Origin of the sequence: Escherichia sp. WS568, from assembly GCF_046486085.1 — a bacterium.
Lineage (GTDB): Bacteria > Pseudomonadota > Gammaproteobacteria > Enterobacterales > Enterobacteriaceae > Escherichia > Escherichia coli.
Window position 1 is genome coordinate 1 of the sequence record NZ_JBJQMC010000017.1, and the last position, 20,922, is coordinate 20,922.

General features: G+C 52.2%; 17 protein-coding genes. 16 read left to right on the top strand and 1 reads right to left on the bottom strand.

Going from position 1 to position 20,922, the window contains the following annotated elements; all coding sequences use genetic code 11:
• From ACJHWR_RS17595 to ACJHWR_RS17650, 12 genes are all read left to right on the top strand, one after another.
• Positions 1-96 (top strand): hypothetical protein (locus ACJHWR_RS17595; protein ID WP_223963258.1); only part of this gene is annotated, 96 nt, incomplete at its 5' end.
• 135 nt (positions 97-231) lie between these two features.
• Positions 232-996 (top strand): metallopeptidase YcaL, encoded by a 765-nt coding sequence (gene ycaL, locus ACJHWR_RS17600; protein WP_001353317.1) that lies wholly within the window; start codon positions 232-234, stop codon positions 994-996.
• A gap of 172 nt (positions 997-1,168) precedes the next feature.
• A complete protein-coding gene (cmk, locus tag ACJHWR_RS17605; RefSeq protein ID WP_000125016.1) occupies positions 1,169-1,852 on the top strand; it encodes a (d)CMP kinase in 684 nt (227 codons plus the stop codon).
• 110 nt (positions 1,853-1,962) lie between these two features.
• Complete coding sequence (rpsA, locus tag ACJHWR_RS17610) at positions 1,963-3,636, top strand: 30S ribosomal protein S1 (protein WP_000140327.1); 1,674 nt, start codon at positions 1,963-1,965, stop codon at positions 3,634-3,636.
• Between the two features lie 159 nt (positions 3,637-3,795).
• Positions 3,796-4,080: an integration host factor subunit beta gene (gene ihfB, locus ACJHWR_RS17615; protein ID WP_000167336.1), complete on the top strand. Its 285-nt coding sequence runs from the start codon at positions 3,796-3,798 to the stop codon at positions 4,078-4,080.
• 205 nt (positions 4,081-4,285) lie between these two features.
• Positions 4,286-6,550, top strand: coding sequence for a ComEC family protein (locus ACJHWR_RS17620; RefSeq protein ID WP_000705733.1), 2,265 nt, complete (start codon positions 4,286-4,288; stop codon positions 6,548-6,550).
• Positions 6,551-6,586: 36 nt separating this feature from the next.
• Positions 6,587-8,335: a lipid A ABC transporter ATP-binding protein/permease MsbA gene (gene msbA, locus ACJHWR_RS17625; protein WP_000551270.1), complete on the top strand. Its 1,749-nt coding sequence runs from the start codon at positions 6,587-6,589 to the stop codon at positions 8,333-8,335.
• Positions 8,332-9,318, top strand: a complete 987-nt coding sequence (gene lpxK, locus ACJHWR_RS17630) for a tetraacyldisaccharide 4'-kinase (RefSeq protein ID WP_000570523.1) — start codon at positions 8,332-8,334, stop codon at positions 9,316-9,318. The genes msbA and lpxK overlap by 4 nt, the downstream gene beginning before the upstream one ends.
• 36 nt (positions 9,319-9,354) lie before the next feature.
• Positions 9,355-10,587, top strand: coding sequence for a crosslink repair DNA glycosylase YcaQ (gene ycaQ, locus ACJHWR_RS17635; protein ID WP_000056547.1), 1,233 nt, complete (start codon positions 9,355-9,357; stop codon positions 10,585-10,587).
• Positions 10,588-10,638: 51 nt separating this feature from the next.
• Complete coding sequence (gene ycaR / locus ACJHWR_RS17640; protein WP_000350058.1) at positions 10,639-10,821, top strand: protein YcaR; 183 nt, start codon at positions 10,639-10,641, stop codon at positions 10,819-10,821.
• Positions 10,818-11,564, top strand: a complete 747-nt coding sequence (gene kdsB / locus ACJHWR_RS17645; RefSeq protein ID WP_000011612.1) for a 3-deoxy-manno-octulosonate cytidylyltransferase — start codon at positions 10,818-10,820, stop codon at positions 11,562-11,564. Before ycaR ends, kdsB begins: the two co-directional genes overlap by 4 nt.
• 153 nt (positions 11,565-11,717) lie before the next feature.
• Positions 11,718-12,611 carry a YcbJ family phosphotransferase gene (locus tag ACJHWR_RS17650; protein ID WP_000436922.1) on the top strand — a complete coding sequence of 298 codons (894 nt, stop codon included), beginning with the start codon at positions 11,718-11,720 and terminating at the stop codon, positions 12,609-12,611.
• On the opposite strand, the gene elyC is transcribed toward ACJHWR_RS17650, so the two are convergent.
• Positions 12,588-13,367 (bottom strand): envelope biogenesis factor ElyC, encoded by a 780-nt coding sequence (gene elyC / locus ACJHWR_RS17655; RefSeq protein ID WP_000899600.1) that lies wholly within the window; start codon positions 13,365-13,367, stop codon positions 12,588-12,590. The two genes, ACJHWR_RS17650 and elyC, sit on opposite strands and share 24 nt — an antisense overlap.
• Positions 13,368-13,502: 135 nt before the next feature.
• On the opposite strand from elyC, the gene cmoM reads away from it, so the two are divergent.
• Genes cmoM through mukB form a run of 4 tightly spaced genes read left to right on the top strand, consistent with a single transcriptional unit; the run spans position 13,503 to position 20,752 of the window.
• On the top strand, positions 13,503-14,288 hold the full coding sequence (cmoM, locus tag ACJHWR_RS17660; RefSeq protein ID WP_001298300.1) for a tRNA uridine 5-oxyacetic acid(34) methyltransferase CmoM: 786 nt from the start codon (positions 13,503-13,505) through the stop codon (positions 14,286-14,288).
• Positions 14,285-15,607 (top strand): chromosome partition protein MukF, encoded by a 1,323-nt coding sequence (gene mukF / locus ACJHWR_RS17665; RefSeq protein ID WP_001288850.1) that lies wholly within the window; start codon positions 14,285-14,287, stop codon positions 15,605-15,607. Before cmoM ends, mukF begins: the two co-directional genes overlap by 4 nt.
• Positions 15,588-16,292, top strand: a complete 705-nt coding sequence (mukE, locus tag ACJHWR_RS17670; RefSeq protein ID WP_001295347.1) for a chromosome partition protein MukE — start codon at positions 15,588-15,590, stop codon at positions 16,290-16,292. The genes mukF and mukE overlap by 20 nt, the downstream gene beginning before the upstream one ends.
• Positions 16,292-20,752, top strand: a complete 4,461-nt coding sequence (gene mukB, locus ACJHWR_RS17675; RefSeq protein ID WP_000572762.1) for a chromosome partition protein MukB — start codon at positions 16,292-16,294, stop codon at positions 20,750-20,752. Before mukE ends, mukB begins: the two co-directional genes overlap by 1 nt.
• Positions 20,753-20,922 lie beyond the last annotated feature (170 nt).

Sequence of the window (20,922 nt, forward strand, 5' to 3'; positions counted from 1 at the left end):
TTACCGACAAGAAGGGAAAGGGCCTTCCCGAGAGTGGTAAAGGAGAGGCCCTGGAAATACCCCACAGCCCCGAAAAAGAGCCAGTCAGTTGCTTAACTGACTGGCATTACGGCACATTGCCGGCGTTTTTTTTCGGACCTTGTGAGTCATTTTGATTAATGGTAGCGTCGTTTGTCAATGTAAGTTATTGATACATAATATTTATATATGATTAATCAACGGATGATTCACATGAAGAATACTAAATTACTGCTGGCGATTGCGGCCTCTGCAGCTTTACTGACAGGGTGTCAGAATACCCACGGTATTGATACCAATATGGCTATCAGCTCAGGTTTAAATGCCTATAAAGCAGCAACGTTAAGCGATGCTGATGCAAAAGCGATTGCCAATCAGGGCTGTGCCGAAATGGACAGCGGCAATCAAGTCGCAAGTAAATCCAGCAAGTACGGTAAACGTCTGGCAAAAATCGCCAAAGCATTGGGTAACAATATTAATGGCACGCCGGTCAACTATAAGGTTTATATGACCAGCGACGTCAACGCATGGGCGATGGCGAACGGCTGTGTTCGTGTCTACAGTGGCCTGATGGACATGATGAACGACAACGAAATTGAAGGCGTTCTGGGTCATGAACTGGGCCACGTCGCGTTGGGTCACTCGCTGGCTGAAATGAAAGCTTCTTATGCGATCGTTGCCGCACGTGATGCGATTTCCGCTACCAGCGGTGTGGCTTCCCAGCTTTCTCGCTCACAATTAGGTGATATCGCAGAAGGCGCTATCAATGCGAAATACTCCCGCGATAAAGAGTCCGAAGCAGATGATTTCTCCTTTGATCTGTTGAAGAAACGTGGCATCAGCACCCAGGGGCTGGTTGGCAGCTTTGAAAAATTGGCCAGCCTGGATGGCGGTCGCACCCAGTCCATGTTTGACTCTCACCCACCATCAACAGAGCGTGCGCAACACATCCGTGATCGTATCGCCTCTGGTAAGTAAATCATTGTCATCTTTCGGGCTGGTCTTCTGCCAGCCCGCTATAATTGCGCAATAAATCCCCATCTGAATACAGACAAAACTGGTTTTTGCACACAACGTTAACGATTTGTGGCGTCGGCGCGTATAATGCGCGCGGTTATGTTAACGGTACGCCTGTTTTAAGGAGATAAAGATGACGGCAATTGCCCCGGTTATTACCATTGATGGCCCAAGCGGTGCAGGGAAAGGCACCTTGTGTAAGGCTATGGCGGAAGCGTTGCAATGGCATCTGCTGGACTCGGGTGCAATTTATCGCGTACTGGCACTGGCGGCATTACATCACCATGTTGATGTTGCATCGGAAGATGCGCTGGTGCCGCTGGCATCCCATCTGGATGTACGTTTTGTGTCGACCAATGGCAATCTGGAAGTGATCCTCGAAGGGGAAGATGTCAGCGGCGAAATTCGTACTCAGGAAGTGGCGAATGCTGCCTCACAAGTCGCGGCATTCCCACGCGTTCGTGAAGCATTATTGCGTCGCCAACGCGCGTTTCGCGAATTACCAGGCCTGATTGCCGATGGCCGCGACATGGGAACGGTGGTATTCCCTGATGCGCCAGTGAAAATTTTCCTTGACGCCTCCTCGGAAGAACGTGCGCATCGCCGCATGCTACAGTTGCAGGAGAAGGGCTTTAGTGTTAACTTTGAGCGCCTTTTGGCCGAGATCAAAGAACGCGACGACCGCGATCGTAACCGAGCGGTAGCGCCACTGGTTCCGGCAGCCGATGCTTTAGTGTTGGATTCCACCACCTTAAGCATTGAGCAAGTGATTGAAAAAGCGCTACAATACGCGCGCCAGAAATTGGCTCTCGCATAAGCGACCGAATTTGCAGTACCCCCGTTGCAATGGAATGACAGCGGGTATGTTAAACAACCCCATCCGGCATGGAGCTAGGTGGACGTTAAATATAAACCTGAAGATTAAACATGACTGAATCTTTTGCTCAACTCTTTGAAGAGTCCTTAAAAGAAATCGAAACCCGCCCGGGTTCTATCGTTCGTGGCGTTGTTGTTGCTATCGACAAAGACGTAGTACTGGTTGACGCTGGTCTGAAATCTGAGTCCGCCATCCCGGCTGAGCAGTTCAAAAACGCCCAGGGCGAGCTGGAAATCCAGGTAGGTGACGAAGTTGACGTTGCTCTGGACGCAGTAGAAGACGGCTTCGGTGAAACTCTGCTGTCCCGTGAGAAAGCTAAACGTCACGAAGCCTGGATCACGCTGGAAAAAGCTTACGAAGATGCTGAAACTGTTACCGGTGTTATCAACGGCAAAGTTAAGGGCGGCTTCACTGTTGAGCTGAACGGTATTCGTGCGTTCCTGCCAGGTTCTCTGGTAGACGTTCGTCCGGTGCGTGACACTCTGCACCTGGAAGGCAAAGAGCTTGAATTCAAAGTAATCAAGCTGGATCAGAAGCGCAACAACGTTGTTGTTTCTCGTCGTGCCGTTATCGAATCCGAAAACAGCGCAGAGCGCGATCAGCTGCTGGAAAACCTGCAGGAAGGCATGGAAGTTAAAGGTATCGTTAAGAACCTCACTGACTACGGTGCATTCGTTGATCTGGGCGGCGTTGACGGCCTGCTGCACATCACTGATATGGCCTGGAAACGCGTTAAGCATCCGAGCGAAATCGTCAACGTGGGCGACGAAATCACTGTTAAAGTGCTGAAGTTCGACCGCGAACGTACCCGTGTATCCCTGGGCCTGAAACAGCTGGGCGAAGATCCGTGGGTAGCTATCGCTAAACGTTATCCGGAAGGTACCAAACTGACTGGTCGCGTGACCAACCTGACCGACTACGGCTGCTTCGTTGAAATCGAAGAAGGCGTTGAAGGCCTGGTACACGTTTCCGAAATGGATTGGACCAACAAAAACATCCACCCGTCCAAAGTTGTTAACGTTGGCGATGTAGTGGAAGTTATGGTTCTGGATATCGACGAAGAACGTCGTCGTATCTCCCTGGGTCTGAAACAGTGCAAAGCTAACCCGTGGCAGCAGTTCGCGGAAACCCACAACAAGGGTGACCGTGTTGAAGGTAAAATCAAGTCTATCACTGACTTCGGTATCTTCATCGGCCTGGACGGCGGCATCGACGGCCTGGTTCACCTGTCTGACATCTCCTGGAACGTTGCAGGCGAAGAAGCAGTTCGTGAATACAAAAAAGGCGACGAAATCGCTGCAGTTGTTCTGCAGGTTGACGCAGAACGTGAACGTATCTCCCTGGGCGTTAAACAGCTCGCAGAAGATCCGTTCAACAACTGGGTTGCTCTGAACAAGAAAGGCGCTATCGTAACCGGTAAAGTAACTGCAGTTGACGCTAAAGGCGCAACCGTAGAACTGGCTGACGGCGTTGAAGGTTACCTGCGTGCTTCTGAAGCATCCCGTGACCGCGTTGAAGACGCTACCCTGGTTCTGAGCGTTGGCGACGAAGTTGAAGCTAAATTCACCGGCGTTGATCGTAAAAACCGCGCAATCAGCCTGTCTGTTCGTGCGAAAGACGAAGCTGACGAGAAAGATGCAATCGCAACTGTTAACAAACAGGAAGATGCAAACTTCTCCAACAACGCAATGGCTGAAGCTTTCAAAGCAGCTAAAGGCGAGTAATTCTCTGACTCTTCGGGATTTTTATTCCGAAGTTTGTTGAGTTTACTTGACAGATTGCAGGTTTCGTCCTGTAATCAAGCACTAAGGGCGGCTACGGCCGCCCTTAATCAATGCAGCAACAGCAGCCGCTTAATTTGCCTTTAAGGAACCGGAGGAATCATGACCAAGTCAGAATTGATAGAAAGACTTGCCACCCAGCAATCGCACATTCCCGCCAAGACGGTTGAAGATGCAGTAAAAGAGATGCTGGAGCATATGGCCTCGACTCTTGCGCAGGGCGAGCGTATTGAAATCCGCGGTTTCGGCAGTTTCTCTTTGCACTACCGCGCACCACGTACCGGACGTAATCCGAAGACTGGCGATAAAGTAGAACTGGAAGGAAAATACGTTCCTCACTTTAAACCAGGTAAAGAACTGCGCGATCGCGCCAATATTTACGGTTAAGTTTTTACTCAAACTTGAACGCGAGAAAAGCACCTGTCGGGTGCTTTTTTCATTTCTCTAATCTGGAACTGGAAGCTGCCTCGCAGAGTTTTGAGCAGTTTTCACCCTATCGTTAAATTCTTCTGAACGTGCCTCGGGGAACGCAAAACACCCACCAGACAACCGTTCAACAAAGTTGCACACTTTCTATAAACAGGGAGGGTGCATGAAAATAACGACAGTCGGCGTATGCATAATTTGCGGAATTTTTCCGTTGCTGATTTTGCCCCAATTGCCAGGGACAGTAACCCTTGCGTTTCTGACTCTCTTCGCCTGTGTACTGGCATTTATCCCTGTTAAAACCGTCCGTTATATCGCGCTGACGTTGCTGTTTTTCGTTTGGGGCATATTAGCAGCAAAGCAAATTTTGTGGGCAGGAGAAACCTTAACTGGCGCGACGCAGGATGCAATAGTTGAGATCACTGCTACTGACGGCATGACCACTCATTACGGTCAAATCACTCATCTACAAAGTCGACGTATATTCCCTGCGCCAGGCCTCGTACTGTATGGCGAATATCTTCCGCAAGCGGTTTGTGCCGGACAAGTATGGTCAATGAAACTCAAAGTTCGTGCAGTTCATGGTCAACTTAATGATGGCGGCTTTGATAGCCAGCGTTATGCCATTGCCCAGCATCAACCGCTCACCGGCCGTTTTCTGCAGGCAAGTGTCATTGAACCGAATTGTAGCCTGCGTGCACAGTATCTGGCGTCATTACAAACAACGCTGCAACCCTATCCGTGGAATGCGGTTATTCTTGGTTTAGGTATGGGGGAACGGTTATCCGTTCCCAAAGAAATCAAAAATATCATGCGCGATACTGGAACGGCGCATTTAATGGCGATATCGGGATTGCATATCGCTTTTGCGGCGTTGCTGGCTGCCGGACTCATTCGCGGTGGGCAAGTTTTTCTGCCTGGGCGCTGGATCCACTGGCAAATGCCATTAATTGGCGGAATCTGCTGTGCTGCTTTTTATGCCTGGCTGACTGGGATGCAACCTCCTGCATTGCGTACCGTGGTGGCGCTTGCTACGTGGGGAATGCTTAAGTTAAGTGGGCGACAATGGAGTGGCTGGGATGTATGGATATGTTGTCTGGCGGCAATTTTGCTGATGGATCCTGTTGCCATTCTCTCGCAAAGTTTATGGCTCTCTGCCGCTGCGGTCGCGGCACTGATTTTTTGGTATCAGTGGTTTCCCGGTCCTGAGTGGCAACTGCCGCCGGTATTGCGTGCACTTGTTTCCCTCATCCATCTGCAACTGGGAATCACACTCCTGCTTATGCCCGTGCAAATCGTCATATTTCATGGCATTAGTCTGACCTCGTTTATTGCAAATCTATTTGCAATTCCCCTGGTGACATTTATCACGGTTCCGTTGATCCTCGCCGCTATGGTTGTGCATTTAAGCGGGCCGTTAATCCTGGAAGAGGGATTATGGTTTCTTGCCGACCGGTCTTTGGCTTTACTTTTCTGGGGGTTAAAGAGTTTGCCGGAAGGGTGGATCAACATTGCTGAACGTTGGCAATGGCTATCATTTTCCCCATGGTTCTTACTGGTGGTATGGCGATTAAACGCCTGGCGAACGTTGCCAGCAATGTGTGTGGCTGGAGGCTTGCTGATGTGCTGGCCGCTGTGGCAAAAACCTCGACCTGACGAGTGGCAAGTGTACATGCTTGATGTCGGGCAAGGGCTGGCAATGGTGATAGCCAGAAACGGCAAAGCGATTCTCTATGACACGGGACTGGCCTGGCCTGAAGGGGATAGTGGGCAACAACTGATTATCCCCTGGCTCCACTGGCATAATCTTGAACCGGAAGGCGTTATTCTGAGTCATGAACATCTGGATCACCGGGGAGGGCTGGACTCAATATTGCATACATGGCCGATGTTATGGATCAGAAGTCCGTTAAACTGGGAACACCATCAGCCCTGTGTGCGTGGCGAAGCGTGGCAATGGCAAGGATTGCGTTTCAGCGTGCACTGGCCTTTACAAGCTAGCAACGATAAAGGAAATAACCATTCCTGTGTGGTTAAGGTTGATGACGGGACGAATAGCATTCTTCTAACCGGTGATATTGAAGCCCCCGCTGAACAAAAGATGCTAAGCCGTTACTGGCAGCAAGTGCAGGCAACATTGCTTCAGGTACCTCACCATGGCAGTAATACCTCATCATCGTTGCCATTAATTCAGCGAGTGAATGGAAAAGTGGCACTCGCATCGGCATCGCGCTATAACGCATGGCGACTGCCCTCAAGCAAAGTTAAACATCGCTATCAACAACAGGGTTATAAGTGGCTTGATACTCCACATCAGGGTCAAATAACGGTCGATTTTTCAGCGCAAGGCTGGCGGATTAGCAGCCTCAGAGAGCAAATTTTACCTCGTTGGTATCATCAGTGGTTTGGCGTGCCAGTGGATAACGGGTAGAATATGCGGCTATTTCAACAAATGCTGGTTTTTTGAATGCATAACGACAAAGATCTCTCTACGTGGCAGACGTTCCGCCGACTGTGGCCAACCATTGCGCCTTTTAAAGCGGGTCTGATCGTGGCGGGCGTAGCGTTAATCCTCAACGCAGCCAGCGATACCTTCATGTTATCGCTCCTTAAGCCACTTCTTGATGATGGCTTTGGTAAAACAGATCGCTCCGTGCTGGTGTGGATGCCGCTGGTGGTGATCGGGCTGATGATTTTGCGTGGTATCACCAGCTATGTCTCCAGCTACTGTATCTCCTGGGTATCAGGAAAGGTGGTAATGACCATGCGTCGCCGCCTGTTTGGTCACATGATGGGAATGCCGGTTTCATTCTTTGACAAACAGTCAACGGGTACGCTGTTGTCACGTATCACCTACGATTCCGAACAGGTTGCTTCTTCCTCTTCCGGCGCACTGATTACTGTTGTGCGTGAAGGTGCGTCGATCATCGGCCTGTTCATCATGATGTTCTATTACAGTTGGCAACTGTCGATCATTTTGATTGTGCTGGCACCGATTGTTTCGATTGCGATTCGCGTTGTATCGAAGCGTTTTCGCAATATCAGTAAAAACATGCAGAACACCATGGGGCAGGTGACCACCAGCGCCGAACAAATGCTGAAAGGCCATAAAGAAGTATTGATTTTCGGTGGTCAGGAAGTGGAAACGAAACGCTTCGATAAAGTCAGCAACCGAATGCGTCTTCAGGGGATGAAAATGGTTTCAGCCTCTTCCATCTCTGATCCGATCATTCAGCTGATCGCCTCTTTGGCGCTGGCGTTTGTTCTGTATGCGGCAAGCTTCCCAAGTGTCATGGATAGCCTGACTGCCGGTACGATTACCGTTGTTTTCTCTTCAATGATTGCACTTATGCGTCCGCTGAAATCGCTGACCAACGTTAACGCCCAGTTCCAGCGCGGTATGGCGGCTTGTCAGACGCTGTTTACCATTCTGGACAGTGAGCAGGAGAAAGACGAAGGTAAGCGCGTGATCGAGCGTGCGACTGGCGACGTGGAATTCCGCAATGTCACCTTTACTTATCCGGGACGTGACGTACCCGCATTGCGTAACATCAACCTGAAAATTCCGGCAGGGAAGACGGTTGCTCTAGTTGGACGCTCTGGTTCAGGTAAATCAACCATCGCCAGCCTGATCACGCGTTTTTACGATATTGATGAAGGCGAAATCCTGATGGATGGTCACGATCTGCGCGAGTATACCCTGGCGTCGTTACGTAACCAGGTTGCTCTGGTGTCGCAGAATGTCCATCTGTTTAACGATACGGTTGCCAACAACATTGCTTACGCACGGACTGAACAGTACAGCCGTGAGCAAATTGAAGAAGCGGCGCGTATGGCCTACGCCATGGACTTCATCAATAAGATGGATAACGGTCTCGATACAGTGATTGGTGAAAACGGCGTGCTGCTCTCTGGCGGTCAGCGTCAGCGTATTGCTATCGCTCGAGCCTTGTTGCGTGATAGCCCGATTCTGATTCTGGACGAAGCTACCTCGGCGTTGGATACCGAATCCGAACGTGCGATTCAGGCGGCACTGGATGAGTTGCAGAAAAACCGTACCTCTCTGGTGATTGCCCACCGCTTGTCTACCATTGAAAAGGCAGACGAAATCGTGGTCGTCGAGGATGGTGTCATTGTGGAACGCGGTACGCATAACGATTTGCTTGAGCACCGTGGCGTTTACGCGCAACTTCACAAAATGCAGTTTGGCCAATGATCGAAAAAATCTGGTCTGGTGAATCCCCTTTGTGGCGGCTATTGCTGCCACTCTCCTGGTTGTATGGCCTGGTGAGTGGCGCGATCCGTCTTTGCTATAAACTAAAACTGAAGCGCGCCTGGCGTGCCCCCGTACCGGTTGTCGTGGTTGGTAATCTCACCGCAGGCGGCAACGGAAAAACCCCGGTCGTTGTCTGGCTGGTGGAACAGTTGCAACAGCGCGGTATTTGCGTGGGGGTCGTATCGCGGGGATATGGTGGTAAGGCTGAATCTTATCCGCTGTTATTGTCGGCAGATACCACCACAGCACAGGCGGGTGATGAACCTGTGTTGATTTATCAACGCACTGATGCGCCTGTTGCGGTTTCTCCCGTGCGTTCTGATGCGATAAAAGCCATTCTGGCGCAACACCCTGATGTGCAGATCATCGTAACCGACGACGGTTTACAGCATTACCGTCTGGCGCGTGATGTGGAAATTGTCGTTATTGATGGTGTGCGTCGCTTTGGCAATGGCTGGTGGTTGCCGGCGGGGCCAATGCGTGAGCGAGCGGGGCGCTTAAAGTCGGTTGATGCGGTAATCGTCAACGGTGGTGTCCCCCGCAGCGGTGAAATCCCCATGCATCTGCTGCCGGGTCAGGCGGTGAATTTACGTACCGGTACGCGTTGTGACGTTGCTCAGCTTGAACATGTGGTGGCGATGGCAGGGATTGGTCATCCGCCGCGCTTTTTTGCCACGCTGAAGATGTGTGGCGTACAACCGGAAAAATGTGTACCGCTGGCCGATCATCAGTCTTTGAATCATGCGGATGTCAGCGCGTTGGTCAGCGCCGGGCAAACGCTGGTAATGACAGAAAAAGATGCGGTGAAATGCCGGGCCTTTGCAGAAGAAAATTGGTGGTATTTGCCTGTAGACGCACAGCTTTCAGGTGATGAACCAGCGAAACTGCTTGCGCAACTAACCTCGCTGGCTTCTGGCAACTAGTTACGCCGCGGCAGCGTTCGATTGATGGAGTCATGAATGTCGCTGCCGCACCTCTCTCTTGCTGATGCGCGTAATCTTCACCTCGCCGCGCAAGGCCTGTTAAACAAACCCCGCCGTCGAGCGTCGTTGGAGGATATTCCGGCAACGATCTCCCGCATGTCCTTGCTGCAAATCGATACCATCAATATTGTTGCCCGTAGCCCATATCTGGTGCTTTTCAGTCGTCTGGGAAATTATCCTGCCCAGTGGCTGGATGAGTCTCTGGCGCGTGGCGAATTAATGGAATACTGGGCGCATGAAGCCTGCTTTATGCCACGTAGCGATTTTCGTCTTATTCGCCACCGCATGCTGGCACCTGAAAAAATGGGCTGGAAATACAAAGACGCCTGGATGCAGGAACATGAGGTGGAAATTGCACAGTTAATTCAGCATATTCATGATAAGGGGCCGGTACGTTCAGCCGATTTTGAGCATCCTCGTAAAGGGGCAAGCGGCTGGTGGGAGTGGAAGCCGCATAAACGACATCTGGAAGGTTTATTTACTGCCGGAAAGGTGATGGTGATTGAACGGCGCAACTTCCAGCGCGTTTATGATTTAACCCACCGTGTCATGCCTGACTGGGATGATGAGCGCGATCTCGTTTCGCAAACAGAAGCAGAAATCATCATGCTGGATAACAGTGCGCGTAGCCTGGGCATATTCCGCGAACAGTGGCTGGCAGATTACTATCGGCTGAAACGTCCGGCACTGGCGGCTTGGCGCGAAGCGAGGGCTGAACTGCAGCAAATCATTGCTGTGCATGTTGAAAAATTGGGCAATCTTTGGTTGCATGCTGATTTGCTGCCGCTACTCGAGCGTGCGCTGGCCGGAAAGCTCACTGCAACGCACAGCGCGGTACTTTCGCCTTTTGATCCTGTTGTCTGGGATCGCAAACGCGCAGAGCAGCTTTTTGATTTTAGCTACCGGCTGGAGTGCTATACCCCTGCGCCGAAACGCCAGTATGGCTATTTTGTTCTGCCGTTATTACATCGTGGGCAATTAGTTGGGCGAATGGATGCCAAAATGCATCGCCAGACAGGCATCCTTGAAGTTATCTCTCTGTGGTTACAGGAAGGCATTAAACCAACGACAACGCTGCAAAAAGGGTTACGTCAGGCGATTACTGATTTCGCTAACTGGCAGCAGGCAACGCGGGTGACATTAGGACGCTGCCCGCAAGGCCTCTTTACTGATTGCCGCACCGGCTGGGAAATAGACCCCGTCGCATAAATGATTATGATAAGATTTATGCATTCATAACCCGATCCATCTGGAGGAACTATGGATCATCGTCTGCTTGAAATCATTGCCTGCCCGGTTTGCAACGGAAAACTTTGGTATAACCAGGAAAAACAAGAACTTATTTGCAAACTGGACAACCTGGCTTTCCCGCTGCGCGATGGCATTCCAGTGTTGCTGGAAACGGAAGCCCGCGTGCTGACTGCTGATGAGAGTAAATCATGAGTTTTGTGGTCATTATTCCCGCGCGCTACGCGTCCACGCGTCTGCCCGGTAAACCATTGGTTGATATTAACGGTAAACCCATGATTGTTCATGTTCTTGAACGCGCGCGCGAATCAGGTGCCGAGCGCATCATCGTGGCAACCGATCATGAGGATGTTGCCCGCGCTGTTGAAGCCGCTGGCGGTGAAGTATGTATGACGCGCGCCGATCATCAGTCAGGAACAGAACGTCTGGCGGAAGTTGTCGAAAAATGCGCATTCAGCGACGACACGGTGATCGTTAATGTGCAGGGGGATGAACCGATGATCCCTGCGACAATCATTCGTCAGGTTGCTGATAATCTCGCCCAGCGTCAGGTGGGTATGGCGACTCTGGCGGTGCCAATCCACAATGCGGAGGAAGCGTTTAACCCGAATGCGGTGAAAGTGGTCCTCGACGCTGAAGGGTATGCACTGTACTTCTCTCGCGCCACCATTCCTTGGGATCGTGATCGTTTTGCAAAAGGCCTTGAAACCGTTGGCGATAACTTCCTGCGTCATCTTGGTATTTATGGCTACCGTGCAGGATTTATCCGTCGTTACGTCAACTGGCAGCCAAGTCCGTTAGAACACATCGAAATGTTAGAGCAGCTTCGTGTTCTGTGGTACGGCGAAAAAATCCATGTTGCTGTCGCCCAGGAAGTTCCTGGCACAGGTGTGGATACCCCTGAAGATCTCGAGCGCGTTCGCGCTGAAATGCGCTAATTTCACTTCACGACACTCCAGCCAATTTTGGGAGGAGTGTCGTACCGTTACGATTTTCCTCAATTTTTCTTTTCAACAATTGATCTCATTCAGGTGACATCTTTTATATTGGCGCTCATTATGAAAGCAGTAGCTTTTATGAGGGTAATCTGAATGGAACAGCTGCGTGCCGAATTAAGCCATTTACTGGGCGAAAAACTCAGTCGTATTGAGTGCGTCAATGAAAAAGCGGATACGGCGTTGTGGGCTTTGTATGACAGCCAGGGAAACCCAATGCCGTTAATGGCAAGAAGCTTTAGTACGCCCGGAAAAGCCCGACAACTGGCATGGAAAACCACCATGCTGGCAAGAAGTGGGACTGTCCGTATGCCGACTATTTATGGTGTGATGACGCATGAAGAACACCCCGGCCCCGATGTCCTGCTACTGGAGCGGATGCGTGGTGTTTCGGTGGAGGCACCAGCCCGAACACCAGAACGCTGGGAACAACTCAAAGATCAAATCGTTGAAGCCTTACTGGCCTGGCACCGTCAGGACAGTCGCGGTTGCGTCGGCGCGGTCGACAATACTCAGGAAAATTTCTGGCCCTCATGGTACCGGCAACATGTTGAAGTGCTATGGACCACGCTCAATCAGTTCAATAACACCGGTCTGACGATGCAGGATAAGCGGATCCTGTTTCGCACTCGCGAATGTCTCCCGGCATTATTTGAAGGCTTTAACGACAATTGTGTACTGATTCACGGTAACTTCTGTTTACGCAGCATGCTGAAAGATTCGCGCAGCGATCAGTTACTGGCGATGGTCGGACCGGGACTAATGCTTTGGGCACCGCGAGAATACGAACTGTTCCGACTAATGGATAATTCTCTGGCGGAAGATTTGCTCTGGAGTTATCTGCAACGCGCGCCAGTGGCGGAGTCGTTCATCTGGCGGCGTTGGTTGTATGTGTTATGGGATGAAGTTGCGCAACTGGTCAACACCGGACGATTTAGTCGGCGTAACTTCGATCTGGCATCAAAATCACTCTTGCCGTGGCTCGCCTGACGAACCTTTCAGCCATTGCCAGATCCGGCCAAGCGTTTCATAGCCAACGCGGTCGCTATGCATCAACCAAACCGGAGAAGGGATTGCCCGTTCCCACGGATTAAGCGGCGAGTCGATGGCCAACTGATTCGCCGGGGCTGGTAGCGGATTTAACCCTTCCTGCTGAAAAAAGATCATCGCCCGCGGCAGATGTGATGCGGAGGTCACCAGCAGGAAAGGGGCGTCACCAATCGCCTGTTTCACTGCCGCAGCTTCTTCTTCGGTATCTTTTGGCAAATCCAGGGTGATAATTTGCTCGCGCGGTACGCCCAGCGATTGCGCAACTCTGGCACCTACTTCCGCTGTACTCACCGTATTGGTTTTTGCTACGCCTCCCGTGAAGATCAGTTTTGATCCCGGATTTTCGCGCCATAAGCGAATACCTTCATTCAGGCGTGGCAGACTGTTATTGATTAAATTCGAACTCGGTGCCCACTGTGGGTTCCAGGTATAACCGCCTCCGAGCACCACGATATAGTCCACTTTTTGCGAATTATTCCATGTCGGATAGGTGCTTTCGATGGGACGCAGCAGGCGGTCGGCTACCGGTTGCAAACTCAATAACAAGAGCGCCAGCCACCCAATGCTAATAAAAATCTTCCCGGTTTTTTGAAAACGGCTAAACCACAGCAGCGCCAGGCCAGCGCCAATAATCAACAACATCAGCGGAAGTGGCAGCAACATATTGCCAATCACTTTTTTCAGTGTAAAAAGCATCCTTTCTGGTTCCTTTTTTAACCATATAGCAAGGGATCGCCAGCGATATTACACCAGACGGGTTCATTCTCGCCGTGGCTGTGACAAAATAGCGTCTTTATCAGAAAACGTCTTAGCCAACCGGTGGAGAAAGCAATGCAGGATCGCAATTTTGATGATATTGCGGAAAAGTTTTCCCGTAACATTTACGGCACCACCAAAGGGCAGCTTCGACAGGCTATTCTGTGGCAGGATCTCGATCGCGTGCTGGCGGAAATGGGCCCGCAAAAACTGCGTGTGCTGGATGCTGGCGGTGGAGAAGGGCAGACCGCAATCAAAATGGCTGAGCGCGGGCATCAGGTCATTTTATGCGATCTTTCTGCGCAGATGATCGACCGCGCAAAACAGGCGGCAGAAGCAAAAGGTGTGAGCGACAACATGCAATTTATACATTGCGCCGCTCAGGATGTTGCTTCGCATTTGGAAACGCCCGTTGATCTGATATTGTTCCATGCGGTGCTCGAGTGGGTGGCCGATCCCCGCAGCGTATTACAGACCCTGTGGTCAGTGTTGCGTCCAGGCGGCGTGTTGTCGTTAATGTTCTACAATGCGCACGGCTTGCTGATGCATAACATGGTCGCCGGGAATTTTGATTACGTGCAGGCGGGAATGCCGAAAAAGAAAAAACGGACGCTTTCGCCAGATTATCCACGCGACCCGGCGCAGGTTTATCTGTGGCTGGAAGAAGCTGGTTGGCAAATTATGGGTAAGACAGGCGTTCGTGTGTTTCATGATTATCTGCGCGAGAAGCACCAGCAGCGCGACTGCTATGAAGCATTACTTGAATTAGAAACGCGTTATTGCCGTCAGGAACCGTATATTACCCTGGGGCGTTATATTCATGTCACCGCGCGCAAACCGCAGAGCAAGGATAAAGTATGAGTGAATTTTCCCAGACAGTCCCCGAACTGGTTGCCTGGGCCAGAAAAAATGACTTCTCCATCTCGCTGCCGGTAGACCGACTCTCTTTTCTGCTGGCGGTTGCCACGCTGAACGGCGAGCGTCTGGATGGTGAGATGAGTGAAGGCGAGCTGGTGGATGCATTCCGCCATGTGAGTGATGCGTTTGAGCAAACCAGCGAAACCATCGGCGTGCGTGCCAACAACGCGATCAACGACATGGTGCGTCAACGTCTGCTGAACCGCTTTACCAGCGAGCAGGCGGAAGGGAACGCAATTTACCGTCTGACGCCGCTCGGCATCGGCATTACTGACTATTACATCCGTCAGCGCGAGTTTTCTACGCTGCGCCTTTCTATGCAGTTGTCGATTGTGGCGGGTGAGCTCAAACGCGCGGCAGATGCCGCCGAAGAGGGCGGTGATGAATTTCACTGGCACCGTAATGTTTATGCGCCACTGAAATATTCGGTAGCAGAAATTTTCGACAGTATCGACCTGACGCAACGTCTGATGGACGAACAGCAGCAGCAGGTGAAGGACGATATCGCCCAGTTGCTGAACAAAGACTGGCGGGCGGCGATCTCCAGCTGTGAATTGTTGCTTTCGGAAACTTCCGGAACGCTGCGTGAATTGCAGGATACGCTGGAAGCGGCAGGCGACAAATTGCAGGCTAATCTGTTGCGCATTCAGGATGCGACGATGACCCATGACGATCTGCATTTTGTCGATCGTCTGGTGTTCGATCTGCAGAGCAAACTTGACCGTATTATCAGTTGGGGCCAGCAATCCATCGACTTGTGGATTGGCTACGACCGCCACGTACACAAATTTATCCGTACCGCAATCGATATGGATAAAAACCGCGTCTTTGCTCAGCGGTTACGTCAGTCGGTACAAACCTATTTTGATGAGCCGTGGGCGCTAACTTATGCCAATGCCGATCGTCTGCTGGATATGCGTGACGAAGAGATGGCACTGCGCGATGAAGAAGTGACTGGGGAACTTCCTGAGGATCTGGAGTACGAAGAGTTTAACGAGATCCGCGAACAGCTGGCGGCGATCATTGAAGAACAACTTGCCGTGTACAAAACCAGACAAGTGCCGCTGGATCTTGGTCTGGTGGTACGCGAATATCTGTCACAGTATCCGCGTGCACGTCACTTTGACGTTGCGCGCATTGTTATTGATCAGGCGGTACGTCTTGGCGTAGCGCAAGCAGATTTCACCGGACTGCCAGCGAAATGGCAGCCGATTAATGATTACGGAGCCAAGGTACAGGCGCATGTCATCGACAAATATTGAACAAGTGATGCCGGTTAAGCTGGCGCAGGCGCTGGCGAATCCGTTATTTCCGGCGCTGGATAGCGCCTTACGTTCAGGCCGCCATATTGGCCTCGACGAACTGGATAATCATGCATTCCTGATGGATTTTCAGGAATATCTGGAAGAGTTTTACGCGCGTTATAACGTTGAGCTTATTCGCGCACCGGAAGGGTTCTTCTATTTACGCCCACGTTCCACCACTCTTATCCCGCGTTCCGTCTTGTCGGAACTGGATATGATGGTCGGGAAAATCCTCTGTTATCTCTATCTCAGCCCGGAACGGCTGGCGAACGAGGGGATTTTCACCCAGCAGGAACTGTACGACGAACTGCTCACCCTGGCCGATGAAGCGAAACTGCTGAAACTGGTGAACAACCGTTCAACCGGTTCAGACGTTGACCGCCAGAAGTTGCAGGAGAAAGTACGTTCTTCGCTCAACCGTCTGCGTCGTTTGGGTATGGTGTGGTTTATGGGCCACGACAGCAGCAAGTTCCGCATTACCGAATCGGTGTTCCGCTTCGGAGCCGATGTGCGTGCTGGCGACGATCCCCGTGAAGCACAGCGTCGCCTGATTCGTGATGGCGAAGCAATGCCGATTGAAAATCATCTGCAACTCAACGATGAAACCGAAGAGAATCAGCCAGATAGCGGAGAGGAAGAATAATGATTGAACGCGGTAAATTTCGCTCACTGACGCTGATTAACTGGAACGGCTTTTTTGCCCGAACTTTTGACCTTGACGAGCTGGTCACGACGCTTTCTGGCGGTAACGGGGCGGGTAAATCCACCACCATGGCGGCGTTCGTTACGGCGCTGATCCCCGACCTGACCCTGCTGCATTTCCGTAACACCACGGAAGCCGGGGCCACCAGCGGTTCGCGCGATAAAGGTCTGCACGGTAAGCTGAAAGCGGGTGTCTGTTATTCGATGCTCGACACCATTAACTCGCGCCACCAGCGCGTGGTGGTCGGTGTGCGTCTGCAACAGGTTGCCGGACGCGATCGTAAAGTGGATATCAAACCGTTTGCCATTCAGGGTTTACCGATGTCGGTGCAGCCGACACAACTGGTGACCGAAACCCTGAGCGAACGTCAGGCGCGCGTGCTGCCGCTTAACGAGCTGAAAGACAAGCTCGAGGCGATGGAAGGCGTGCAGTTTAAACAGTTCAACTCCATTACCGATTACCACTCGCTGATGTTCGATCTGGGCATCATCGCGCGTCGTCTGCGCTCAGCGTCTGACCGTAGTAAATTCTATCGTCTGATCGAAGCTTCGCTGTACGGCGGGATCTCCAGCGCCATTACGCGCTCTCTGCGCGACTACCTGTTGCCGGAAAACAGCGGCGTGCGGAAAGCGTTCCAGGACATGGAAGCGGCGCTGCGCGAAAACCGCATGACGCTGGAAGCGATTCGTGTCACCCAGTCGGACCGCGACCTGTTTAAGCATCTGATTAGCGAAGCCACCAACTACGTGGCGGCGGACTACATGCGTCACGCCAACGAGCGCCGTGTCCATCTCGACAAAGCCCTGGAGTTTCGTCGCGAGCTACACACTTCGCGTCAGCAACTGGCGGCTGAGCAGTACAAACACGTCGATATGGCGCGTGAGCTGGCAGAGCACAACGGTGCCGAAGGCGATCTGGAAGCAGATTATCAGGCGGCCAGCGATCACCTGAACCTGGTGCAAACCGCACTGCGTCAGCAGGAGAAGATCGAACGCTACGAAGCGGATCTCGATGAGCTGCAGATCCGTCTGGAAGAGCAAAACGAAGTGGTGGCAGAAGCCATCGAACGCCAGGAAGAGAACGAGGCTCGTGCGGAAGCTGCCGAACTGGAAGTGGACGAGCTGAAAAGCCAGCTTGCTGACTACCAGCAGGCGCTGGACGTCCAGCAAACGCGCGCGATCCAGTATAACCAGGCGATTGCTGCGCTTAATCGTGCCAAAGAACTGTGCCATCTGCCGGACTTAACCGCCGACAGCGCCGCCGAATGGCTGGAAACCTTCCAGGCGAAAGAGCTGGAAGCGACCGAAAAAATGCTCTCTCTTGAGCAGAAAATGAGCATGGCGCAAACCGCGCACAGCCAGTTTGAGCAGGCTTATCAGCTGGTGGTGGCAATCAACGGCCCGCTGGCGCGTAACGAGGCGTGGGATGTCGCTCGCGAACTATTGCGCGAAGGGGTCGATCAGCGTCACCTGGCAGAGCAGGTTCAGCCGTTGCGGATGCGCTTAAGCGAACTGGAACAGCGTCTGCGTGAGCAGCAAGAAGCTGAGCGTCTGCTGGCAGATTTCTGCAAACGTCAGGGCAAGAATTTTGACATTGACGAGCTGGAAGCTCTGCATCAGGAGCTGGAAGCACGCATTGCCTCTCTTTCCGATAGCGTGTCTAACGCCCGTGAAGAGCGGATGACACTGCGCCAGGAGCAGGAACAGCTGCAGTCTCGCATTCAGAGTTTGATGCGGCGTGCGCCGGTTTGGCTGGCTGCGCAAAACAGTCTCAACCAGTTGAGCGAACAGTGCGGCGAAGAGTTCTCCTCCAGCCAGGATGTCACCGAATATCTGCAACAGTTGCTGGAGCGTGAGCGCGAAGCCATTGTTGAACGCGATGAAGTAGGCGCGCGCAAAAACGCCGTCGATGAAGAGATCGAACGTTTAAGCCAGCCAGGTGGTTCTGAAGACCAGCGTCTGAATGCGCTGGCGGAGCGTTTTGGCGGCGTGCTGCTGTCAGAAATTTATGACGACGTTAGCCTGGAAGATGCGCCGTACTTCTCAGCGCTGTATGGCCCGTCACGCCACGCCATCGTGGTGCCAGATCTGTCACAGGTAACCGAACACCTGGAAGGCTTGACCGATTGCCCGGAAGATCTCTATCTGATCGAAGGGGATCCGCAGTCATTCGATGACAGCGTGTTCAGCGTTGATGAGCTGGAAAAAGCGGTGGTGGTGAAAATCGCCGATCGTCAGTGGCGTTATTCACGTTTCCCGGAAGTGCCGCTGTTTGGTCGTGCTGCGCGTGAAAGCCGTATTGAAAGCCTCCATGCCGAGCGTGAAGTGCTTTCCGAACGCTTCGCCACGCTCTCCTTTGATGTACAGAAAACCCAGCGTCTGCATCAGGCGTTCAGCCGCTTTATCGGCAGCCACCTGGCGGTGGCGTTTGAGTCTGATCCGGAAGCCGAAATCCGTCAACTGAACAGCCGTCGCGTCGAACTGGAGCGGGCGTTGAGTAATCATGAAAATGATAACCAGCAGCAGCGTATTCAGTTTGAGCAGGCGAAAGAGGGTGTTACGGCGCTGAACCGCATTCTGCCGCGTCTCAACTTGTTGGCTGATGACAGCCTGGCGGATCGCGTCGATGAAATCCGCGAACGTCTGGATGAAGCCCAGGAAGCCGCGCGTTTTGTTCAGCAGTTCGGTAATCAACTGGCGAAACTGGAACCGATCGTTTCGGTATTGCAGAGTGACCCGGAACAGTTCGAACAATTAAAAGAAGATTACGCGTACTCTCAGCAGATGCAGCGCGATGCCCGTCAGCAGGCGTTTGCCCTGACGGAAGTGGTGCAGCGTCGTGCGCACTTTAGCTACTCTGACTCGGCAGAAATGCTTAGCGGTAACAGCGATCTCAACGAAAAACTGCGTGAACGTCTGGAACAGGCGGAAGCGGAGCGTACCCGCGCGCGTGAAGCGTTGCGCGGACACGCAGCGCAGTTGAGTCAGTACAACCAGGTGCTGGCTTCGCTGAAAAGTTCTTACGACACCAAAAAAGAGCTACTCAACGATCTGCAACGTGAATTGCAGGATATCGGCGTGCGTGCTGATAGCGGGGCAGAAGAGCGGGCGCGTATTCGCCGTGACGAGTTGCACGCGCAACTGAGCAATAACCGTTCACGCCGCAATCAACTGGAAAAAGCGCTTACCTTCTGCGAAGCAGAGATGGACAACCTGACCCGCAAACTGCGCAAGCTGGAGCGGGATTACTTTGAGATGCGCGAGCAGGTAGTGACCGCGAAAGCGGGCTGGTGTGCAGTCATGCGCATGGTGAAAGATAACGGTGTTGAGCGCCGCTTACACCGTCGTGAGCTGGCTTATCTCTCCGCTGATGATTTGCGTTCCATGTCGGATAAGGCGTTAGGTGCGCTGCGTCTGGCGGTGGCGGATAACGAACATCTGCGCGACGTGCTGCGGATGTCGGAAGATCCGAAACGTCCGGAGCGTAAAATTCAGTTCTTCGTGGCGGTTTATCAGCATCTGCGCGAGCGTATTCGTCAGGATATTATTCGTACCGATGATCCGGTTGAAGCTATCGAGCAGATGGAGATCGAACTTAGTCGTCTGACTGAAGAGTTAACGTCCCGCGAACAGAAACTGGCGATCAGTTCCCGCAGCGTGGCGAACATCATCCGTAAAACCATTCAGCGCGAGCAGAACCGTATCCGTATGCTCAACCAGGGCTTGCAGAACGTATCGTTCGGTCAGGTGAACAGCGTGCGCCTCAACGTGAACGTGCGTGAAACGCATGCCATGCTGCTGGATGTGCTCTCTGAACAGCACGAGCAACATCAGGATCTGTTTAACAGCAACCGTCTGACCTTCTCGGAAGCGCTGGCGAAACTGTATCAACGTCTTAACCCGCAGATTGATATGGGGCAGCGCACGCCGCAGACCATCGGTGAAGAACTGCTGGATTACCGCAACTATCTGGAAATGGAAGTTGAGGTTAACCGTGGTTCCGATGGCTGGCTGCGCGCAGAATCTGGCGCTCTGTCGACCGGTGAGGCGATTGGTACCGGTATGTCGATTCTGGTGATGGTGGTACAAAGCTGGGAAGATGAATCTCGCCGCCTGCGCGGTAAAGATATCTCTCCTTGCCGCCTGCTGTTCCTCGATGAAGCAGCGCGACTGGATGCTCGTTCCATCGCCACGCTGTTTGAATTGTGTGAGCGTTTGCAAATGCAGCTCATCATCGCAGCGCCGGAAAATATCAGCCCGGAAAAAGGCACCACCTATAAACTGGTGCGTAAAGTCTTCCAGAATACCGAACACGTTCACGTAGTCGGTCTGCGTGGTTTTGCACCGCAACTCCCTGAAACGCTTCCAGGAAGTGACGAAGCGCCTTCCCAGGCGAGCTAAGATTGAGGCGGCAGCGATGCCGCCTTTTCTATTTCTGAAAACTCCGTTTCTGCACTAAAAAAATGCCACATTCTGGCGCGCTTTTCTTTAAACTTCTTTACATTAGGTTATGTAAAAACGTATCGGCGTTTATATACTGAAGATAAGCCTGATGAGTAACAGGCTTGCTC

Excerpts from the sequence above, each read along its gene's own strand:
- rpsA (WP_000140327.1), top strand. The coding sequence starts at position 1,963 with ATGACTGAATCTTTTGCTCAACTCTTTGAAGAGTCCTTAAAAGAAATC.
- ycaR (WP_000350058.1), top strand. The coding sequence starts at position 10,639 with ATGGATCATCGTCTGCTTGAAATCATTGCCTGCCCGGTTTGCAACGGA.
- ACJHWR_RS17620 (WP_000705733.1), top strand. The coding sequence starts at position 4,286 with ATGAAAATAACGACAGTCGGCGTATGCATAATTTGCGGAATTTTTCCG.
- ycaL (WP_001353317.1), top strand. The coding sequence starts at position 232 with ATGAAGAATACTAAATTACTGCTGGCGATTGCGGCCTCTGCAGCTTTA.
- ihfB (WP_000167336.1), top strand. The coding sequence starts at position 3,796 with ATGACCAAGTCAGAATTGATAGAAAGACTTGCCACCCAGCAATCGCAC.
- lpxK (WP_000570523.1), top strand. The coding sequence starts at position 8,332 with ATGATCGAAAAAATCTGGTCTGGTGAATCCCCTTTGTGGCGGCTATTG.
- cmoM (WP_001298300.1), top strand. The coding sequence starts at position 13,503 with ATGCAGGATCGCAATTTTGATGATATTGCGGAAAAGTTTTCCCGTAAC.
- mukE (WP_001295347.1), top strand. The coding sequence starts at position 15,588 with ATGTCATCGACAAATATTGAACAAGTGATGCCGGTTAAGCTGGCGCAG.
- kdsB (WP_000011612.1), top strand. The coding sequence starts at position 10,818 with ATGAGTTTTGTGGTCATTATTCCCGCGCGCTACGCGTCCACGCGTCTG.
- mukF (WP_001288850.1), top strand. The coding sequence starts at position 14,285 with ATGAGTGAATTTTCCCAGACAGTCCCCGAACTGGTTGCCTGGGCCAGA.
- cmk (WP_000125016.1), top strand. The coding sequence starts at position 1,169 with ATGACGGCAATTGCCCCGGTTATTACCATTGATGGCCCAAGCGGTGCA.
- ACJHWR_RS17650 (WP_000436922.1), top strand. The coding sequence starts at position 11,718 with ATGGAACAGCTGCGTGCCGAATTAAGCCATTTACTGGGCGAAAAACTC.
- mukB (WP_000572762.1), top strand. The coding sequence starts at position 16,292 with ATGATTGAACGCGGTAAATTTCGCTCACTGACGCTGATTAACTGGAAC.
- ycaQ (WP_000056547.1), top strand. The coding sequence starts at position 9,355 with ATGTCGCTGCCGCACCTCTCTCTTGCTGATGCGCGTAATCTTCACCTC.
- elyC (WP_000899600.1), bottom strand. The coding sequence starts at position 13,367 with ATGCTTTTTACACTGAAAAAAGTGATTGGCAATATGTTGCTGCCACTT.
- msbA (WP_000551270.1), top strand. The coding sequence starts at position 6,587 with ATGCATAACGACAAAGATCTCTCTACGTGGCAGACGTTCCGCCGACTG.